This is a genomic window from Phytopseudomonas punonensis (assembly GCF_900142655.1).
Classification (GTDB): domain Bacteria; phylum Pseudomonadota; class Gammaproteobacteria; order Pseudomonadales; family Pseudomonadaceae; genus Aquipseudomonas; species Aquipseudomonas punonensis.
Map to the genome: position 1 here is coordinate 112,149 of NZ_FRBQ01000011.1, position 19,063 is coordinate 131,211.

Below are 19,063 nucleotides of genomic sequence, written 5' to 3' on the forward strand. Positions count from 1 at the left end.
CGCGGCCCGTGCTGGAGATACAAGACCGCTTGCATCTCCAGCCGGCAGAAGTATGTGCATACGCAGCCGAACGCAACGCAGACTAATGACCGGCGGTCTTCACGCAATTTTTATTGTTTTTTGACGCCGGTATAACGCAGCTCCCAGCACAGTAGCCTCATGTCCGAACTCCTCGGACCGAGCGAGGCCGCTATGAATAAGCTTCCACAGATCACACTGGCATTTTGGGTCATGAAGATTTGCGCGACGACCCTCGGCGAGACAGCAGGCGATCTGCTGTCCATGACACTAGGCATCGGCTATGCGTTGAGCTCCCTGCTGCTCATCAGCCTGTTTATCCTCTCCTTGCTCGGCCAACTGAGCGTCCGACGTTACAAGCCTGCGCTTTATTGGACGGTCATCCTGATGACCAGTACGGCCGGCACGACCATTTCAGACTTCATGGATCGAACCCTCGGCCTCGGCTATGCCAGTGGCTCGATGATTCTCATCTCTCTACTGGCAGGCGTGCTGCTGATCTGGCGCCTTACCGAAAAATCCCTGTCGGTCGAACACATCGTTTCGCGCAGGGCCGAGCTTTTCTATTGGGGAGCGATCCTGGTTTCAAACACCCTCGGAACAGCGCTGGGCGATTATCTGGCCGACGACTCGGGTTTAGGCTTCGCTGGTGGCACGTTGTTGATCGGCAGCCTGCTGGCTGTGGTGGCAGCAGCGTACTACCGCACGCAACTATCGCGAGTAGCCCTGTTCTGGGTAGCCTTCGTACTGACGCGCCCGCTTGGCGCCACACTGGGCGATGTGTTGACCAAGAGCACCGACAAAGGCGGGCTGGATCTGGGTACAGTGGGCTCCTCGGCCGTGCTGTTGACGACCCTGGCCGTGCTTGTCTGCTTTGCCATCTGGGCTCAGCAGCAACGCTCTGCCCCTATGGCAATTCGCACTGATCGTCGATAACTACTGCGCAGTAAAGAAAACGCCCCGAACAAGTCGGGGCGTTTTCGTTTCCAGCAGTTAGCTCAGATCAAGCCGGCAGCACCGGTAGCTGGCTTTGCGCCAGATCCCCCAGTTCGCGATTGGCCACCGCGTACATGGCGTAATCGCTACCGGTGGCGGCACGCAGCTCGGCGAGCATGGCTTTCCAGCGGTCGACCAACCGACGGTTCTGGTCGAGCCAGGCTTCGACACGCTCCTCGATCGACTCCGGCCCGTTGGCCAGTTGCAGAACGGAGACGGTGATCGCCCGCTGCTGCGCGTCCAGGTCGTCACGGAATGCCTCGCGGGCCAAGGCCTGCCAGTTGCTTTCCACGCTGAGGCTGCTGATCTGCTGCAGATACCACGACAGATCCAGCGCATCGGACACCGCGAAGTAAGCAGACGCCACCTCGGTTGGCTCGCGACCAGTGAGGTCGGCAGACTCGATGATCGGCAGCAGCGTGTACAGGTGGCCGGTGCCGGCGACAACGCGCGACAACAGCTCTGGCACGCCCGCTTCGACGTAGGTCTGGTAGCGCGCCATCCACTCGTCACGGGCCGGGCCTTCGAGCAGCTCGTCCAGACGCATGGCCAGTGCCTTCACACGCGGGCCGAGATGGGCGACATCACGGGCCGCATCCAGGTCGTTGCGACGGCTGCGCAGGTACCAGCGCGTGGCGCGGCGGCCCAGACGCATCAGCTCGTCCATCATGGTCAGCTGCAGATCGGCCGGCACCTGGTTATCGAGCGCCTCGATCTGACGCCACCAGAACGGCAGATGGAAGACATCGCGCACCACGACATAAGCCGCAGCAACCTGCGCCGAACCCACACCGGTGGACTCCTTCAGGCGCTGCACGAAGGTGATGCCCATGTGGTTAACAAGATCGTTGGCGATCTGCGTGCTGACGATCTCGCGCTTGAGGCGGTGGCGGCGCATGGCCTCGCCGTACTCCTGCGCCAGGCGCGCCGGAAACGCGGTTTCCATCTCGCGCGACAGGTACTCGTCATCGGTGAGATCGGACTTGATCAGCGCTTCCTGCAGCTCGATCTTGCTGTACGAGATCAGCACCGACAGCTCGGGGCGAGTCAGTCCCTGGCCCTTGGTGGCGCGCTCGTTGAGCTCTTCCTCGCTCGGCAGGAACTCCAAAGCGCGATCCAGTTTGCCGGAAGCTTCCAGCGCCGCCATCAGGCGCTTGTACTCACCCTGACGCTCCCGGGCACGACGCTCGGCCAGCGACAGCGCCTGGGTCTGCTTGTAGTTGTTGCCCAGTACCAGATTGCCGACGTCCTCGGTCATCTCGGCGAGCAGCGTGTTGCGCTGCTTGCCGGTCATATCCCCGGCGGTGACGATCTCGTTGAGCAGGATCTTGATGTTCACCTCGTGGTCGGAGCAATCCACACCACCGGCGTTGTCGATAAAGTCGGTGTTGCTGGCACCGCCATTGAGGCCGTATTCGACACGGCCAAGCTGGGTCATGCCCAGGTTGCCACCCTCGCCCACCACCTTGGCACGCAGCTCGCGACCGTCGACGCGCAACAGGTCGTTGGCCTTGTCGCCGACGTCCGCATGGCTCTCGCGGCTGGATTTGACGTAGGTGCCGATACCACCGTTCCAGATCAGATCCACCGGTGCCTTGAGCAGCGCGTTGAGCAGCTCGGTAGGCGCCAGCTTGTCAGCCTGGATGTCGAAACGGGCTTTCATTTCCGGGCTGATGGCGATGCTCTTAGCGCTGCGCAGGAAGATGCCGCCGCCTTGGGAAATCAGCGAGGTGTCATAGTCGGCCCAGCTCGAACGCGGCAGATCGAACAGACGCTTGCGCTCGACGAAGCTGCGCGCCGCATCCGGATTCGGGTCGATGAAGATATGCAGGTGGTTGAACGCGGCAACCATCTGCAGCGACTCGGACAGCAGCAAGCCGTTGCCGAATACGTCGCCAGCCATATCACCAATACCGATCACGGTGGTCAGGTCTTTCTGCACATCGATGCCGCGCTCGCGGAAGTGACGCTGCACCGAGACCCAGCCGCCCTTGGCGGTGATGCCCATGCCTTTATGGTCGTAACCGGCCGAGCCGCCCGAAGCGAAGGCATCGCCAAGCCAGAAGCCATACTCGTTGGCAATGCCGTTGGCGATGTCAGAGAAGGTTGCAGTGCCCTTGTCCGCCGCGACCACCAGATACGGATCATCGCCATCGTGGCGAACCACGTTGGCAGGCGGCGCTACTTCGCCTTCTTTCAGGTTATCGGTGATATCCAGCAGGCCGCTGATGAAGATGCGGTAGCAGGCGATGGCCTCGGCCTGGATTTCGTCGCGACCGCCGCCAATCGGCAAACGCCGCGGCACGAAACCGCCTTTGGCGCCCACCGGCACGATCACCGCGTTCTTGACCTGCTGGGCTTTGACCAGGCCGAGCACTTCGGTACGGAAGTCCTCTTCACGGTCGGACCAGCGCAGGCCACCACGGGCGACGTTGCCGAAGCGCAGGTGCACGCCTTCGACGCGCGGCGAATAGACGAAAATTTCGAACTTCGGCACCGGCCGTGGCAGTTCTGGAATCGCGCTCGGGTTGAACTTGAAGCTGAAGTAGTTCTTAACCTCGCCCAGCGCATCTGGCTGGTAGAAGTTGGTCCGCAGAGTGGCTTTGATCAGGTCCAGATAGCGACGCAGGATGCGGTCTTCGTTGAGCACCGCCACGTTGTCCAGTGCGCCGAGAATGGCCTGCTCAAGCTTCTGCTGCTTGTCGTTCAGGTCATCGGCACTCAGCTTGCGGGCGAGATAAAAGCGCGTCTTGAACAGACGCACCAGCTCGCGGGCGATGTCGGCGTGGTTGAGCAGCGTGTTGGCGATGTAACCCAGGTCGAAGCCCAGACGAATCTGCTTCAGGTAGCGGGCATAGGCACGCAGCAGCGCCACGTCACGCCAGGCCAGGCCGGCGGTCAGCACCAAGCGGTTGAAAGAATCGTTCTCGGCGTTACCGCGCACGATGTGCACGAAGGCGTCCTGCAGGGTGTCGTTGAGCTGCTGGATGTCGAGCTTCATGCCTTCGGGATAGGTGAAGGCGAAATCGTGAATCCAGAATTCGCGACCGCTCTGGTGCTGCAGGCGATAAGGGAATTCGCCCAGCACGCGCAAACCGAGGTTTTCCAGCACCGGCAGCACGTCAGACAGCGCCAGCGGCGTGTCGGCGTGGTACAGCTTGCAGTGCAGCTGACGCTCACCCGGCACCAATGGCTGGTAGAAGCTCATCACCAGCGGGCGCTCGTCGGAGAGGCTGCGCAGGTGCTGCATGTCGACTACCGCCGAATGCGGCGCGAAACGCTCGCGGTAACCGGCCGGGAAGCTTTTCGGGAAGTCGGTAAGCACGCGAGTGCCCTTGGCTTCGCCGAAGTTCTCCACGGCCAGAGCGGCGTAATCATCGGTCCACGAGCGGCAGGCCTGAACGACTTCACGCTCGAGCTGCTGCGGGTCAATATCCAGCTTGTTCTTCGGGTCCACCCGCAGGATGAATTGCACACGGGCCAGTACGGATTCGGAGAAGTAGGTCCAGAATTCGCAGTCGCTGGCCTGCAGGCGGTCGACCAACACCTGCTGAATGCGTAGGCGAGTTTCGGTGGAATAGATGTCGCGCGGCACATAAGCCAGCGCATAGACGAAACGGCCGTAGGGGTCGAAACGCAGGAACAGGCGCACCTTGTTGCGTTCCTGAATCTGCACGATCGACAGCGCCGTGCTGGCCAGCTCGTCGACTGGCGTTTGGAACAGGTCGTCGCGCGGCAACACTTCGAGAACCTTGACCAACTCCTTGCTCAGGTGGCCCTGGGAAATGAAGCCCGAACGGTTCTCGACCTCGGCGACCTTGCGGCGGATATACGGGATATCGCGCACGCTTTCGCTGTAGGCCGTGGAGGTGTAAATACCGAGGAAGCGGCACTCCTTGACCACCTTGCCAGAAGCATCGATTTCACGGATCGACACGAAATCCGGGTACGCCGGGCGGTGCACGCGGCTCGGCTGCGCAGCTTTGGCGAACGACAGCAACGTCGGCTCGCGCAGGTAGGCCAGCGCGTAGGGTTCGATGTGCAGCTCGTCCTTGCTCAGGCCGCTACGCAGGCGCTTGGACAGGCCGAGCAGCGAGCTTTCGTCGTAATCCAGATGACCGCCATCAGCGGCGTCGTGGACGGTAAATTCCTCATAGCCGAGGAAGGTGAAATGGTTGTCCTGCAGCCAGGCGAGAAACACCTTGATCTCGTCGAGCTCGGCCGGGTCGGTGGCGCCACGGCCAAAGGTGCCGTCACCGAGCTTGCCCAGCAGTTCCTGAGCCTTGGCCTTCATCGGCTGGAAGTCGGCCACGCTCAGGCGTACTTCCTCGAGGACTTCGAGCAGGGTCTTCTGCAGCGACTTGATCTCGACATTGCTGGCGCAACGGTTGATCTCCAGGAACATCAGCGACTCGAGGCTGACGCCCTCGCCCGTGGTGCCCTTGGGCAGCAGTTCGAGCAGTGCGCCCTGGGCGTCGCGGCGCACGCTGAGCACGCTGTTCTGCAGGGTATGGATGCTGTAGCCACGGCGCTTGAGTTCGATCCGCACGGAGTCGACCAGGAACGGGATGTCCGGATGCAGCACCTCGATGCCGGTATGGGTGCTCTGCCAGCCGTGTTTTTCATAATCGGGGTTGAATACGCGAACCTGGGGCTGGGCAGGATCGAACTGGGCCAGCAGGCGCCAGGCGGAAAGCGTGCAGCCAACGAGATCGGAAAGTCGCCGCTGAGTCAGCTCTTCGAGTGCGATGATGCCGAAGAACTGTTCAGCGAACAGGGCCACTTGTGGCAGATCCTGTTCACTGACGTGCTGCGCCAGGGCCGCTTGCAGTTGGTGCTGGAAGTCGGCTTTGCTGGCCGCGGTGAAGAACGCCATTTTTATGCTCCGTCTATGGGCTTGGTATGTGCGATTCGTGTTTGCGTGCGTAGTTCAACCTTAGACCGGCTACCTGCAAACGCTACCCGAGATGCTTTATGACGCACCGGTCACAGGCGCCAGACGAGCTTAACGAGGCGAACGATGCAACCGCTTGCTGCACCGCGACATTTTCGTTCAACCAGCCCGCACCTCAACAGATGTCATACAACCGCTTGCACCCTGATGGCACAACGCCTAAAGTCTGGCGTCAATAAAAACAATACAAACGGACTGTCCCATGCGCCTATTGCTTTCCTGGAAGCAGAAGCTTCGTCTGCTGATCCTGATCACCCTGGCCAGCTTGGCCCTGCTGATGGCTGCTTCGTTCTGGGCCAGCCAGCGGCTCAACACCTCGCTGCAGGCGCGCGAAGAGGCAGCTGCCTACGTCAACGCCAGCACCACGCTGATGAACCAGTGGTGGCGCAGCAACGCGCTGCGCCAGCAGCTGACGCCCGACAACCAGGCGGCCTTCGCAGCCGGGCTGGACGAACTGCAGGCACTGGCCGACGGGCTGCCCGCTCAGGCCCAGACGCTCGGCGATGCCCATACGCTGGAATACGCGCAGCAGATCCAGGCCGTGCTGCAGCAGGAAGTGGCCCAGCAGCGACGCCTGCTGAGCCTTAACCAGACCCTTGGCCTGACGCCCTTCGAAGGGCAGCGCAAGACCATGAGTGAAAAGAGCAAGGCGCTGGAAGCGACCAGCTTCGACATGATCAAGGCTGCAGTCGGCAGCGCCCTGAGCAACCAGCGCGATTACCTGGCCAGCGGCGATCCGGTGTTCGCGGAAATGACCCATACGGCGATCAAGAAGCTGCAGGCGCAGATCGACGACCTGGAATGGGCTGATACACCGGTCGGCAAGACCGTGAAGTCGTTCAGCCAGGCCTTCACCGACACCCAGAAAACCATCGAGCAGCTCGGCGCCACCAATGCGCAGCTGAGCCAGCTCGGCGAACAGCTGCAGGCCCGCGTCAAGGCGCAGACCGACGATCTGCAAAACGGCCTGCTCTTGCAGCGCGCCCAGGACGCCAAGCAGGCACGGGTGTCCTCGCTCTGGTTGATGGGGCTGAGCTTCGCCGGCGTCGCCGCCCTGCTCTCACTGACCCTGCTGCAAGCCTCGCGCACCCTGGTCAAGCGCCTGGAGAATGTCACCCGGCTGCTCAGCCAGGTGGCCTCGGGCGATCTCACCTGCACGCTGCCGGTCGGCACCAACACCAAGGACGAATTCAATCAGCTGGCCGACGCTGCCAACAGCATGACCCGCGACATCGGCCGCATCGTCGCCCAGGTGGTACAGGCCAACGGCGAGCTCAACCGCCTGCACGCCCACCTGGATGATTCCATGCGCCAGCTTGGCGACAACAGCACACAGGTTGAAATGCAGACTGAGCAGGCCGCGGCGGCTTCGCAGCAGATCAGCGCCACGCTCAACGACATGGCGCAACGCACCGCCGACGTCGGCAACGCTACCCTAAGCGCCTACGATGCAGCACGAAACGGCGGCAACGTGATCAACGCCAGCGCCGCAAGCATGAATCAGCTGGCTCAGCTGATTCAGAACACTCACGCCCAGGTCAGCGCCCTCACCCAGTCCAGCGGCAAGGTCACCAGCATCATCGGCGTAATCAACGGCCTGGCTGACCAGACCAACCTGCTGGCCCTCAACGCCGCCATTGAGGCAGCACGGGCCGGCGAAGCAGGCCGCGGTTTCTCAGTGGTGGCCGACGAGGTCCGGTCCTTGGCGCAGAAAACCATGTCGGCAACCACCGACATTGCCGCCATCGTCAACGAACTGCGGCAACAGACTCAGCAGATGGATCAATTGATGACCAGCGGCCTGAGCCTGGCCGAAGCTGGCCAGCGCAGTTCGGGTGAGGTGGCGAGCGCCATCGAGGGCATTACCGACTCCATGGAGCAGCTCAATGCGCAGATGAGCCAGGTGGTGGTCGCCATCGAGCAGGTTTCCGGCAGCACCGAGGAAATCGCCAGCAAGGTCGAGGACATCAACCTGCACACCGGCCAGACCAAGATGCTGCGCCTGAGCCTGGGCGAGCACACCCAGGGCCTGTCCCGCCAGGTCGAAGCGCTCAACCACAGCGCCAACCAGTTCCGGATTGCCTGACTCCGTGCCAGCCGCGCATCAGGGTGTCGCGGCTGGCAACCCGGTCACAGACCCGAGCAGGCTCGCATGGCTTAACGCCCCTGCCTTCGATATCATGGCCGGCCCTGCCGAGCGGGGTTCGTCGCTCGCGATTCGTATCTGGACAGCCCCATGGAACATAGAGACGCGCTGCTCGCTCTTCGCCACTTTCTCGCCAGCCAGATTCTCGGTCAGGAAAAGCTCATCGATCGCCTGCTGATCGCCCTGCTCGCCGACGGCCACATGCTGGTCGAGGGCGCCCCCGGCCTGGCCAAGACCAAGGCGATCAAGGAACTGGCCGAAGGCATCGAGGCTGAGTTCCACCGTATCCAGTTCACTCCCGACCTGCTACCTGCCGACATTACCGGCACGGAAATCTATCGCCCGGAAACCGGCAGCTTCGTGTTCCAGCAGGGGCCGATCTTCCACAACCTGGTGCTCGCCGACGAGATCAACCGCGCGCCGGCCAAGGTGCAGTCGGCGCTGCTCGAGGCCATGGCCGAACGCCAGGTATCGGTGGGCCGCAGCACCTACGACCTGTCGCCGCTGTTTTTGGTCATGGCCACCCAGAACCCGATCGAGCAGGAAGGCACCTACCCGCTGCCCGAAGCGCAGCTCGACCGCTTCTTGATGCACGTGAAGATCGGTTTCCCCGACGCCAGCGTGGAGCGCAAGATCCTCGCCCAGGCCCGCGGCGAAGCGCTGCACGGCGAAGCCAAACCGGACCACCGCCTCAGCCAGCAGGCGATCTTCTCCGCGCGCAAGGAAATCCTCGGCCTGTATATGGCCGATGCGGTGGAGGAATACCTGGTACAGCTGGTGATGGCCTCGCGCACGCCCGGCAAGTTCGACGCCGAGCTGGCCGAGTGGATCGCCCACGGCTCCAGCCCACGCGGTTCCATCGCCCTGGACCGCTGTGCACGCGCCCACGCCTGGCTGGCCGGCCGCGATTTCGTCAGTCCTGAAGACATCCAGGCCGTGCTGTTCGACGTGCTGCGCCACCGCATCATCCTGTCCTTCGAGGCCGAGGCCTCGGGCATCGACCAGGACCGCGTGGTGCAGCGCATTCTCGACGTGGTCGCGGTGGCCTGATGCTCCCGCACGCGGATAACCCTGAGCTGCAGGCGGGCATCCGTACCGATCTCAAGCAACTGATCGACATGCGCCACCGCGTGCGCGAGGTGCAACTGTTCTCCACGCCAGGGCGGCGCAGCCCGCTGATCGGCCTGCACCATTCGAAGCTGCGCGGGCGCGGTATTGACTTCGATCAGGTGCGGGTTTATCAGGCGGGCGATGACGTGCGCACCATCGATTGGCGCGTGACCGCACGCACCCAGGAGCCCCACACCAAGCTGTTTCACGAAGAACGCGAGCGGCCCATCTACCTGCTCGTCGAGCAAAGCCGTCAGTTATTCTTCGGCTCGGGCCTGATGTTCAAGTCGGTACTCGCCGCCCGCGCGGCCGGGCTGATCGGCTGGGCCGCGCTGGGCCACAACGACCGCATCGGCGGGCTGGTATTCGGCAGTCAGGACAATCACGAGATCAAACCGCGGCGCAGCAAGCAAAGCCTGCTGCAACTGCTCAGCCGCCTGGCCCGCGCCAACCAGGCACTGACTGCCGACACACCGCTGGTCCGTGACAGCTTCGGCCTGGCCTTGCGCCGTGCCCGCGAGGTGCTGCGCCCCGGTAGCCTGGTGGTAATTCTCTGCGACGAGCGCACCCTGAGCGATAGCAGCGAGCAGCAACTGATGTTGCTCGCCCGGCATACCGACCTGTTGCTGCTGCCGATTTCCGATCCACTCGACCATGCCCTGCCCGCCTCCGGTCTGCTGCGCTTCGCCGAAGGTGACGCCCAGCTGGAAGTCGATACCGAAGACGCCAACCTGCAACACAGCTATAGCGCCCAGGCCCAGGCGCGCCAGGCACGCTGGCAACGTCTGGCGCACAAGCTCGGCGTGCCGCTGCTGTCGCTTTCGACCGCCAGCGAGCTGGTCGATCAGCTGCACGAGCACCTGAACAACCTGCGCCCCGGTAAAGCCGTATGAACCCGCTGGATCAGCTAGAACCGCTGATCGCCCCCGATGCCATCGGCTGGTGGCCGCCTGCGCCTGGCTGGTGGCTGCTCGCACTGCTGCTGCCGGTGCTCGGCTGGCTAGCCTGGCGCCTGCTGCCGCGCCTGCCCAGACCGCGGCGCAAGCAAGCGGTGGAGCAACCGCTTGACCCGCTGCGCGAGGCGGCGCTGCAGGAATTGCAGCGCCTCGCCAAACCCTACGACGGCACCCCGGCCGGGCCCTGGCTGCAGCAGCTCAACGGGCTGCTCAAGCGCCTGTGCCGCGAGCGCTACCCGGACAGCCACAGCCATACCCTGAGCAGCCGCGCCTGGCTGGCATTTCTCGATAACCGCTGCCCGGCCGCCGGGCTGACGCGCTGGATGATCCTCGTCGAGGGCGCCTACAAGCCGCAATGCACGCTCGACGACAAAGCCATCGAAGGCCTGCACCAGGCTGTCGCCATCTGGATCCGCAAGCATGTTTGAGTTCGCCTGGCCGTGGCTCTTCGTACTCGCGCCGCTGCCCTGGCTGCTACGCCTGTGGCTGCCGGCTGCCGACAGCGGCGAAGCGGCGCTACAGGTGAGTTTTCTCGGCGAGCTGGAAAACCTCTCTGGCCGCCGTGCCCGCTTGCAGCTACCGCCCTGGAAGAAGCAGATGCATTTCGCTCTGCTCTGGCTGCTGTTGTTGATCGCCGCCGCGCGCCCCGAATGGGTTGGCGAGCCCTTGCCACTGCCGGCCAGCGGGCGCGATCTGCTGATCGCCGTGGATGTGTCAGGCTCCATGGATTACGCCGACATGCGCCTGGAAGATGAGGACGTCAGCCGCCTGACCCTCGTCAAAGCGCTGATCGGCACATTCATCGACGGCCGTACCGGCGACCGGGTCGGGCTGATCCTGTTCGGTAGCCAGGCTTACCTGCAGGCGCCGCTGACCTTCGACCGGCAGACCGTACACACCTGGCTCGACGAAGCGGTGATTGGCATCGCCGGGCAGAACACCGCAATCGGCGATGCCATCGGCCTGGCCGTCAAACGCTTGCGCCTGCGCCCCGCCGATAGCCGCGTGCTGGTACTGATCACCGACGGCGCCAACAACGGCGGGCAGATCGAGCCGATGACCGCCGCGCGCCTGGCCGCCGAAGAAGGCGTGACCATCTACCCCATCGGCATTGGTGCAGATCCGCAGCAGGCTGGCAACTTCGCAGCCTTCGGGCTGAATCCGGGCGTGGATCTGGACGAGCCGACCTTGCGCGCCATCGCCGAACTCACCGGCGGCGAATACTTCCGCGCCCGCGATCAGGACGAATTGAAAACCATCGAAACCACCCTCGACCGCCTCGAACCCGTCGCCCAGCAGCCGACCCTGGCCCGCCCTGCCCAGGCCCTTTACGCCTGGCCCCTGGCCGCTGCCCTGCTGCTCAGTCTGGGCCTGGTGGCGCGCAACCTGTGGCCGCAGTTGCGCCAGCAGGCCGCGCCCCTCACGCAACGGCTGAGGCGCAAAGCGCCATGAGCGAACTTCTGCCCCACCTGCTGCGCCCCTGGTGGCTGTTGCTGCTGCCGTTGCTCGCCTGGCTACTGTGGCTGCTAGCACACCGGGAAACCCGCAGCGGCCGTTGGCAATCACTGCTGCCACCGGCTTTTCACGCGGCGCTGCTGCGCGGCGGTCGAGGCCGGCGCAGCCGCCTGCCGCTGGTGATCCTTGCTATCTCCTGGCTGCTGGCCACGCTGGCACTGGTCGGCCCCAGCTGGCAGCGGGTCGAACAGAATGACGCCAAGCCGGCAGACCCGTTGGTAGTGATACTCGAACTGACGCCGCAGATGCTGGCAGGCGACGCCTCCCCCAACCGCCTGGCCCAGGCACGCCGCAAACTGCTCGACCTGCTGCAGGCCCGCGGCGACGCACAGACCGCCATCGTGGTGTACGCCGGCAGCGCACACACCGTGGTGCCGCTGTCCGATGACCTGGGCACCAGCCGCAACCTGCTCGAAGCGCTCAAGCCCTCGATCATGCCCGAGCCGGGCAAGCGCGCCGATCTGGCAGTGGCCAAGGCGCTCGACTTGCTCAAGGGCGGCGCCCAGGGCCAGGGCCGCCTGCTGCTGATCACCAGCAGCCTGGACGACGATGAACGCGGCGCCATCGGCAAACTACTCGGCAACCGCGGCAACCGCCTGCGCATCCTTGGTATAGGCAGCAGCGAAGGCGCGCCAATCGTTCAGGAAGACGGCACGTTCATGAAGGACGAGCAAGGCGCCATCCTCATGCCGCGCCTGGATATCACCGGCTTGCGGCAATTCGCTCGAGATATCGGCGCGCAGTACCGCAGCGTCAGCCTCGATGATCGCGACCTGCGCAGCCTCGGCCTGCTCGATGGCCCCACGCAGCTGCGCGACAACGGCCACAAGACCCAGCTGAGCAGCTGGGCCGATCAGGGTTACTGGCTACTGCTACCGCTGTTGCTGCTGGCCGCCTGCGCCGGGCGCCGCGGTTGGCTGCTGTGCCTGCCGCTGTTGCTGCTCGGCACCCCGCAATCCGGCATGGCCATGAGCTTCGATGACCTCTGGTTGCGTGCCGATCAGCAGGGCCAGCGCCTGCTCGAAGCCGGGCGCGCCAAGGAAGCAGCCGAGCGCTTCGAAGATCCGCACTGGCGTGGCATGGCGCTCTACGAGGCCGGCGATTACGCCGCGGCGGCGGAACAGTTCGCCGGGGATGACAGCGCCAGATCGCTCTACAACCGCGGCAATGCCCTGGCGCGCAGCAATGAACTCGAAGCGGCCATCGACGCCTACGAGCGCGCCCTTGAGATCGACCCGCAGCTGCAGCAGGCCGCCAAGAACAAGGCACTGGTGGAGGAACTGCTGCGCCAGCGTGAACAGAAACAGGCCGAGCAGCCCAATGAGGCCGACGAGCAGCCTGACGAGGACAAATCTGAGGAGCAACAACAACCCGGTCAGTCCGCAGCTCCCAGCCAGGATGAGCGCCAGGACAGCCAGGGACAGCCAGCGACGGCTGAAGACCAACAGCAAAGCGAAGACAAACCCGCCCAGCAGGGGCAGCCGAGCGAACCGGCTGAAAAAGCCGAAGCCGGCGAGCCCGCGCCAACCGGCGGCAATGCGCCTGAAGCCGAGGCGCCGCTCGATGGCGAGCGCCGCCAGGCTCTGGAACAATGGCTGCGGCAGATTCCCGACGACCCGGGCGAATTGCTGCGCCGCAAATTCTGGTATGAACAGCAACAGCGTCAGGAACAAACCCGATGATCCGCCTGCTCTGCACCCTGCTTTTCTGCTTGCTGGCATTTCAGGCCAGCGCGCAGGACTTTACCGCCAGCGTCGACCGCAGCCGGCTGAACCTGGGCGAAAGCCTCGACCTGACCCTCGAATCGACGGATGCCACCGAGTTCGGCAAGCCCGACCTGACGCCGCTCAACGAGCTGTTCGACGTGCTCGGCACGCGCCAGGTCAACCGCCTGACTACGCTGGATGGCCAGGCGCGCGCCAGTACCCGCTGGATCGTCACCATCAAGCCACGCCATAGCGGCTTCGTGGTCGTTCCGCCGCTGCGCCTGGGCGACTCGCAAAGCCAGCCGGTCAGCCTGCATGTGGTCGAATCCACGGGCCAGAATGCCGACGAGCAAATGGCTCCGGTATTCATCGACGCCAGCCTGGATCATGAGAGCGTCTACGTGCAGGCGCAAAGCGTGCTGACCCTGCGCATCTACCACTCGGTTTCGCTCTACGACGACAGCAGCCTGACGCCGCTGGAAATTGCCGATGCGCGAGTCGAGTCGCTTGGCGAGCCACGCACCTACGAGCAGGACATCGGCGGCGTACGCCACGGCGTGATCGAACTGCGCTACGCCATCTTCCCGCAGAAAAGCGGGCAGCTGACCATTCCCAGCCAAGTATTCAGCGCCACCCTGGCCGACCGCAGCAGCAATGGCTACACGCCGTTCGGGCCACGGCCGGGCAAGGTGACCCGCGTGCGCTCGCCGGAAATCCCCCTGACGGTGAAGGCCAAGCCAGCCGACTACCCGGCTGACGCGCCCTGGCTGCCGGCCCGCGCCCTCAGCCTCGCCGAAGCCTGGAGCCCGGAGCCCGGCCAGGTGAAGGTCGGCGATTCGCTGACCCGCAGCCTGATGGTCAAGGCCGATGGCCTGTCCAGCGCTCAGCTGCCGCCACTGCCCGCGACCAAGGTCGAAGGCCTGCGCCGCTACCCGGATCAGCCGCAGCTGAACAACCAAAACAGCGAGCGCGGTGTGATCGGCAGCCGTGAAGAACGTGAGGCGCTGGTCGCAGGCAAGGCCGGTACCTTGGAGCTGCCGGCCGTCGACGTGGTGTGGTGGAACACCCACGAGAATCGCCTGGAACACAGCACCCTACCGGGGCGCACCCTGAATGTGGCCGCAGACCCAGCGCTTGGCGTCGACCAGCCCGTAGAGCCACGTGCACGCGGCAACGCCGCCGACGACACCCTGCTGTGGCCATGGCAGCTGAGCACGGTGCTACTCGCCCTGACCACCCTGCTCGGCTTCAGCCTGTGGTGGCATGCACGCGGCCAGCCGGCCGTGCAGCGCAGCGCCCAGGTCGGCCCCAGCCCACGCACCCTGCTCGATGACCTCAAGCGTGCCTGCCTGGCCAACGACAGCCAGGCGACACGCCAAGCGCTCGATGCCTGGGCACGCCAGCAACCGGAAACCCTGGCTGACATGGCAGCCCGCTTTGCGCCGCTTTCCGAAGCCCTCGACGGACTAAATGGCGCGCTGTACAGCGAAGCCGGTCAGAATTGGCAAGGCAAGCAGCTGTGGCAGGCCATCGTTGCGCTGCCGGCAGCGGAGAAAACCCAGGACAGCGGCCAGGACGGCGGCCAGCTGCCGCCGCTCTACCCGCGTTGAACGGAGAACGCATGGACGCTCGCCCCGCATCACCCCAGTTCTGGCGCGACGCCGCCCTGCCCTTTATCGAGTTGCGCTCCATCGAGGATGGCCGCCAGGTTTGCTACGGGCGACATAGCCACGCGTTCTTTTCCATCGGCGCGATCACCAGCGGCCAGAGCACCTACAGCAACCGCGAGGTGGATCGTCAGGTGAGCCAAGGCACTGTGGTGCTGATGAACCCCGGCGACGTGCACGCCTGCAACCCTATCGACGGGCAGCAATGGTCGTATCTGATGCTGTATGTCGACCCGTATTGGCTGGGCGAGCTGCAGCGCGATCAGGGGCTGACCGAAACCGCCGATTTTCAGCGCTTCGCCTGTATCGCCAGCGACGATGCCGAGCTGTATCAGGGCCTGCTGGTATTGCGGCGCAGCCTGCTCGATCCATTGGCAGGCACGGCCGACAAGCGCGCCGAGGCCGAAGCATTCTTCGGCCTGGCTCTGCAGCGGCTGGCGCTCGAAGGCGAGCGTGACGACAGCCTGAATCCGCGCCTGGAGCTGGCTGCCGAGTTGATCGAGCAGCACTGCGGTGAGCCACTGCGTCTCGACACCCTGTGCGAGACAGCGCAACTGTCGCCGTCGCAATTGATCCGCGGCTTCAAACAGCGCTACGGCCTGACGCCCCACGCCTACCTGCTCAACCGCCGCATCCAGTTCGCCCACGCCCGCCTGAAAAGCGGCGCAGCCCTGGCCGAAGTCGCCCAGGAAGCCGGCTTCGCCGACCAGGCGCACTTTCAGCGCACCTTCAAACAACTCCTCGCCGCTACCCCCGGCCAATACCGCGGCTAGCGACAACCACCCGTAGCCTGCGCCAACCCCGTAGCCTGGCGTTGAGCGCAGCGATACCCAGGAATCACTCGCGCGAATGTGCCCCGGGTATCGCTACGCTCAACCGCGGGCTACGGCTCTGTGGCGCTCCAAGAACCTGCTCATAATTTTTCAGCTCAGGTTCGTCGACCTTGGCAGCTAAGTGGCGGGGACGGCCGGTCGCTCCCATAGGATTGACTGGTGATTACCTGTGGGAGCGGGCCATGCCCGCGAAAAAATCACGGCATGAACTGGGCATCCCCGCCCGCTCCCACAATGAGTTCGCCAGCATTACCGTGTTGTTTGCGCTCTCACTCGTAGGGCGGACTCAGGAGCGAAGCGAACAATCCGCCAATTCATACCGATCCTGACACCACCGCAACGGCGTACTGCTTCGCGAGTACGCCCTACCGTGCTGTTCGCGATCTCGTGGGAGGGGCTTCAGCCCCGAGCTCTTTGTTTGCCTAAATAAAAAACTCGAGGCTAAAGCCTCTCCCACGGGTGACCGTCCGTTTCCGCCTTGTAGTTGCAGCTTCACGAGCATAAAGATCATGCGCAGGCTCTAACGGACTTACGCCAACACCAGATACCCAGCACTGGCCACCAACAACCCCGCCAACACCCGATTGAAAACCCTTACCCGCTGCGGCGCCTGCAGATACGGCTGCAAATAGGTACCGGCGATAGCCCAGCAAGCCAGCGACAGATAACAGACCACGCAGTAGATCGCCGCAAACAACCATACCCGCCCCGCATCACCATCGGCGGCAAAGGCCCCAGTACCGGCAATCGCTGCCAGCCACGCCTTGGGGTTAAGCCACTGCATCAACGCGCCGCCAGCAAAAGACGCAACCGCCCCACCATCAGCGCTGTGCAACGCGCCGTTATCGACCGCCAAGCGCCAGGCCAGATAAAGCAGAAAGGCCACGCCAGCCCACTGGATCGCCGCCGTCAGCCAGGGCAACAACACCAGCAACTGATGCAGCCCCAGGCCGATCAGCACCAGCAGCAACGTAAAGCCCAGGGTCGCCCCAGCAACATGCCCCATGGCCACCCGCAAACCATGACGAGCACCCGCGCTCAGCGACACCAGATTGACCGGCCCGGGAGAAATGGAAGCGGCCAGCGCGAACGCCGCCATGGACAAATATAAACTCATCATCACGCCTACCTCACTGCTGATCGAGTGAGGCACGTTACGCAGCGAGCAAACCGGCGTATTGAAAAAAATTGCACCCGCTGAAATGAAAACTGCGGCTAGGCCGCGTTTTTTCGTTTGCCGATCATCCGATGAGTGAGTGTGGAGCTTAAAGTGACGCGATGGCTGACTTAATAAATGGCACGTGTATCGGAGAGCGATCTTCAACCAGAGCAAGGAGCAGTTCAGTTATTTTTCCAACTTCAAAAGTTGGCTCAAGGTGCCAAGCGTCCACTGGCACGCCGTGGCAGACGCTAGTTTCATGTATGAGATCCTCCAGCGTGCAGCACCATATGTCGCGAGCAATCAGACTAGATTCTTTATTCTCGATTTGGAGCACTAAGAACTCAACATGACCATCTTCAAATAAAGCTAATTCGACTTCTATTGCCTCTATCGTGTAGGCGGGAGTTGGCATCCAGAGTAACTCTGGATGTGGCTGAGGCATAGTTGTGGACACAAGCCTAATCATATGACTCTAACGCCCTGCTGGCTCTGCACCATAAAAACCTGCCCTTTTTTCGTTAGAGCCACTCCGCACTACCTCAGTCTTTTGATAGATCGCCGTAGATTTTTGCGGCGAAACCAAAAATATTAAAAATAGCAATAAAGCTAAGAAGGAATGCCAAGCCTGCAAACGCGTTGAAGCTAAAGAAAAAGACGAACAGTGCGATTGAGTGGAGAGTGGTTATGAGCAAAAATACAAAGGTTGCTACGACAAGAAGGTTACCGTTTTTATTCTCTTGCTGGGCCATTACCCCAAAGACCGCCCCCAAAGCAATGAAGATTGGAAATATGAATGTGAAAGCCGCCATAAAATAGTTTTGATTGACGGCGTCATTTATAAAAACCGTAAACGCAATAGCAGCCTGTCCATAAGACATTCCCTTTAATGCGCCATGAATAGACACTGGACCCTTGTGTAAATGCGACGCTAGAAAAGGCGCAATGAATTTCAGTATTTTATCTATCATTTTTTACTCTACTATTTGGCCTACTCTAAATGCTTGATAAGGTTCCGATTTTAGTCGATCCCGAGCGAGCGAATTGAACCATTTTTATATGCCTTTCGACACGAAAAGGGAACAGATTTATTTTAGACCAACAGCACTGTGCCATAAATAAATCCGCCCCCTTTTTCGAGCAATTCGCATGGAATAATTTTGCGCAGTAAAACCACAAACTTGAAGCAAAAGGGGACAAATTTACTTTTAGGCTAGCGGCCCTGCGCCATAAATAAATCTTCCCCTTTTTCTAGGGCGTCCGGTGGAGGCCAAAGGCCGGAACACACTTGAGCGCCTTGTTATATTTTACTTTCACGACGTAGCCAGCGCCAAAATGTTCTATTCATCCAGCCTTGCCTGTCTTTAACTTCAAGCTTGCAAATAAACACATTGCCGTCTTTTTTTACAAGTGGCGATAGTCGGCTATACCATTTCTCAGGATCACTAGTTGAATAGACTATCCACAAATCAGAGTTAACTCTATACCAGTCATTTGCAAGATTCATTTTATCTTCAATTTGTTCAAGAGTAGCATCAGAATTTTTCCTGATATAAACCATATAGAAATTTGCCGTAGCCATTATCTGCCCTCCTGTTCAAGGGAGGAGGTAATTGGAGGATCTTCGTTTTCTGCATCTTGAGGATCAATGGCTATATCAGGTTGATGATCGACAGTAACGATTGTATCAATTGGGCGATCACCTTTTATTCCATGAATTATTTGTTCGTGAACTAAAAACTCAGCACCATCCATGATGGCGGCTTGAGGGTTTTTTTCTGCAAAATCTAAAACTCTTTTTAGAGCATAAAATACAAGCGCCATCATTGGAAGCATTAAGGCAAGGGCGAACCACCATGTTGCAATTTTGATAGACACAGCGCTTACGCATATACAAAGAGTAATAGATTGAATCGCCCCTAGTTTCGTAGACACCTCCAAGCCTCATAATGAGGCCCACTAGGAGGTGCCATGAGCAACCAGCGTTACCCCGAAGAATTCAA

General features: G+C 61.8%; 15 protein-coding genes. 9 read left to right on the forward strand and 6 right to left on the reverse strand.

Annotated features, from left to right (window positions below):
• Positions 1–192 precede the first annotated feature (192 nt).
• The gene (locus tag BUC40_RS20580) at positions 193–954 is read left to right on the forward strand and encodes a COG4705 family protein (protein ID WP_073268325.1); all 762 of its coding nucleotides are present in this window, start codon (positions 193–195) and stop codon (positions 952–954) included.
• Between the two features lie 67 nt (positions 955–1,021).
• On the opposite strand, the gene BUC40_RS20585 is transcribed toward BUC40_RS20580, so the two are convergent.
• On the reverse strand, positions 1,022–5,890 hold the full coding sequence (locus BUC40_RS20585) for an NAD-glutamate dehydrogenase (protein ID WP_073268327.1): 4,869 nt from the start codon (positions 5,888–5,890) through the stop codon (positions 1,022–1,024).
• 280 nt (positions 5,891–6,170) lie between these two features.
• On the opposite strand from BUC40_RS20585, the gene BUC40_RS20590 reads away from it, so the two are divergent.
• The 8 genes from BUC40_RS20590 (at position 6,171) to BUC40_RS20625 (ending at position 15,841) form a co-directional block, all read left to right on the forward strand.
• Positions 6,171–8,054: a methyl-accepting chemotaxis protein gene (locus tag BUC40_RS20590; RefSeq protein WP_073268329.1), complete on the forward strand. Its 1,884-nt coding sequence runs from the start codon at positions 6,171–6,173 to the stop codon at positions 8,052–8,054.
• A 150-nt stretch (positions 8,055–8,204) separates the two neighbouring features.
• A complete protein-coding gene (locus BUC40_RS20595; protein WP_073268331.1) occupies positions 8,205–9,164 on the forward strand; it encodes an AAA family ATPase in 960 nt (319 codons plus the stop codon).
• Entirely contained in the window at positions 9,164–10,117 is a 954-nt protein-coding gene (locus BUC40_RS20600; protein ID WP_073268333.1) for a DUF58 domain-containing protein, read from the forward strand. Before BUC40_RS20595 ends, BUC40_RS20600 begins: the two co-directional genes overlap by 1 nt.
• Complete coding sequence (locus BUC40_RS20605; protein WP_073268335.1) at positions 10,114–10,608, forward strand: DUF4381 domain-containing protein; 495 nt, start codon at positions 10,114–10,116, stop codon at positions 10,606–10,608. The genes BUC40_RS20600 and BUC40_RS20605 overlap by 4 nt, the downstream gene beginning before the upstream one ends.
• Positions 10,601–11,632 carry a vWA domain-containing protein gene (locus BUC40_RS20610; RefSeq protein WP_073268337.1) on the forward strand — a complete coding sequence of 344 codons (1,032 nt, stop codon included), beginning with the start codon at positions 10,601–10,603 and terminating at the stop codon, positions 11,630–11,632. Before BUC40_RS20605 ends, BUC40_RS20610 begins: the two co-directional genes overlap by 8 nt.
• Positions 11,629–13,377: a VWA domain-containing protein gene (locus tag BUC40_RS20615; RefSeq protein WP_073268339.1), complete on the forward strand. Its 1,749-nt coding sequence runs from the start codon at positions 11,629–11,631 to the stop codon at positions 13,375–13,377. Before BUC40_RS20610 ends, BUC40_RS20615 begins: the two co-directional genes overlap by 4 nt.
• Positions 13,374–15,011 carry a BatD family protein gene (locus BUC40_RS20620; protein WP_073268341.1) on the forward strand — a complete coding sequence of 546 codons (1,638 nt, stop codon included), beginning with the start codon at positions 13,374–13,376 and terminating at the stop codon, positions 15,009–15,011. Before BUC40_RS20615 ends, BUC40_RS20620 begins: the two co-directional genes overlap by 4 nt.
• 11 nt (positions 15,012–15,022) lie before the next feature.
• On the forward strand, positions 15,023–15,841 hold the full coding sequence (locus BUC40_RS20625) for an AraC family transcriptional regulator (protein WP_073268343.1): 819 nt from the start codon (positions 15,023–15,025) through the stop codon (positions 15,839–15,841).
• A 589-nt stretch (positions 15,842–16,430) separates the two neighbouring features.
• Here BUC40_RS20625 and BUC40_RS20630 read toward each other — a convergent pair.
• From BUC40_RS20630 to BUC40_RS22960, 5 genes are all read right to left on the reverse strand, one after another.
• Entirely contained in the window at positions 16,431–17,018 is a 588-nt protein-coding gene (locus BUC40_RS20630) for a LysE family translocator (protein ID WP_073268358.1), read from the reverse strand.
• A 148-nt stretch (positions 17,019–17,166) separates the two neighbouring features.
• The gene (locus BUC40_RS22805) at positions 17,167–17,475 is read right to left on the reverse strand and encodes a hypothetical protein (protein WP_139272214.1); all 309 of its coding nucleotides are present in this window, start codon (positions 17,473–17,475) and stop codon (positions 17,167–17,169) included.
• Positions 17,476–17,602: 127 nt separating this feature from the next.
• Complete coding sequence (locus BUC40_RS20640; protein ID WP_073268346.1) at positions 17,603–18,031, reverse strand: hypothetical protein; 429 nt, start codon at positions 18,029–18,031, stop codon at positions 17,603–17,605.
• A 329-nt stretch (positions 18,032–18,360) separates the two neighbouring features.
• The gene (locus tag BUC40_RS22810) at positions 18,361–18,642 is read right to left on the reverse strand and encodes a hypothetical protein (RefSeq protein WP_139272215.1); all 282 of its coding nucleotides are present in this window, start codon (positions 18,640–18,642) and stop codon (positions 18,361–18,363) included.
• The gene (locus BUC40_RS22960) at positions 18,642–18,938 is read right to left on the reverse strand and encodes a hypothetical protein (protein WP_167369185.1); all 297 of its coding nucleotides are present in this window, start codon (positions 18,936–18,938) and stop codon (positions 18,642–18,644) included. Before BUC40_RS22960 ends, BUC40_RS22810 begins: the two co-directional genes overlap by 1 nt.
• Positions 18,939–19,063: the final 125 nt, after the last annotated feature.

What these genes read in the sequence shown, in the direction of transcription:
- BUC40_RS20580 (WP_073268325.1), top strand. Translation starts at nt 193, where the DNA reads ATGAATAAGCTTCCACAGATCACACTGGCATTTTGGGTCATGAAGATT.
- BUC40_RS20585 (WP_073268327.1), bottom strand. Translation starts at nt 5,890, where the DNA reads ATGGCGTTCTTCACCGCGGCCAGCAAAGCCGACTTCCAGCACCAACTG.
- BUC40_RS20590 (WP_073268329.1), top strand. Translation starts at nt 6,171, where the DNA reads ATGCGCCTATTGCTTTCCTGGAAGCAGAAGCTTCGTCTGCTGATCCTG.
- BUC40_RS20595 (WP_073268331.1), top strand. Translation starts at nt 8,205, where the DNA reads ATGGAACATAGAGACGCGCTGCTCGCTCTTCGCCACTTTCTCGCCAGC.
- BUC40_RS20600 (WP_073268333.1), top strand. Translation starts at nt 9,164, where the DNA reads ATGCTCCCGCACGCGGATAACCCTGAGCTGCAGGCGGGCATCCGTACC.
- BUC40_RS20605 (WP_073268335.1), top strand. Translation starts at nt 10,114, where the DNA reads ATGAACCCGCTGGATCAGCTAGAACCGCTGATCGCCCCCGATGCCATC.
- BUC40_RS20610 (WP_073268337.1), top strand. Translation starts at nt 10,601, where the DNA reads ATGTTTGAGTTCGCCTGGCCGTGGCTCTTCGTACTCGCGCCGCTGCCC.
- BUC40_RS20615 (WP_073268339.1), top strand. Translation starts at nt 11,629, where the DNA reads ATGAGCGAACTTCTGCCCCACCTGCTGCGCCCCTGGTGGCTGTTGCTG.
- BUC40_RS20620 (WP_073268341.1), top strand. Translation starts at nt 13,374, where the DNA reads ATGATCCGCCTGCTCTGCACCCTGCTTTTCTGCTTGCTGGCATTTCAG.
- BUC40_RS20625 (WP_073268343.1), top strand. Translation starts at nt 15,023, where the DNA reads ATGGACGCTCGCCCCGCATCACCCCAGTTCTGGCGCGACGCCGCCCTG.
- BUC40_RS20630 (WP_073268358.1), bottom strand. Translation starts at nt 17,018, where the DNA reads ATGAGTTTATATTTGTCCATGGCGGCGTTCGCGCTGGCCGCTTCCATT.
- BUC40_RS22805 (WP_139272214.1), bottom strand. Translation starts at nt 17,475, where the DNA reads ATGCCAACTCCCGCCTACACGATAGAGGCAATAGAAGTCGAATTAGCT.
- BUC40_RS20640 (WP_073268346.1), bottom strand. Translation starts at nt 18,031, where the DNA reads ATGATAGATAAAATACTGAAATTCATTGCGCCTTTTCTAGCGTCGCAT.
- BUC40_RS22810 (WP_139272215.1), bottom strand. Translation starts at nt 18,642, where the DNA reads ATGGCTACGGCAAATTTCTATATGGTTTATATCAGGAAAAATTCTGAT.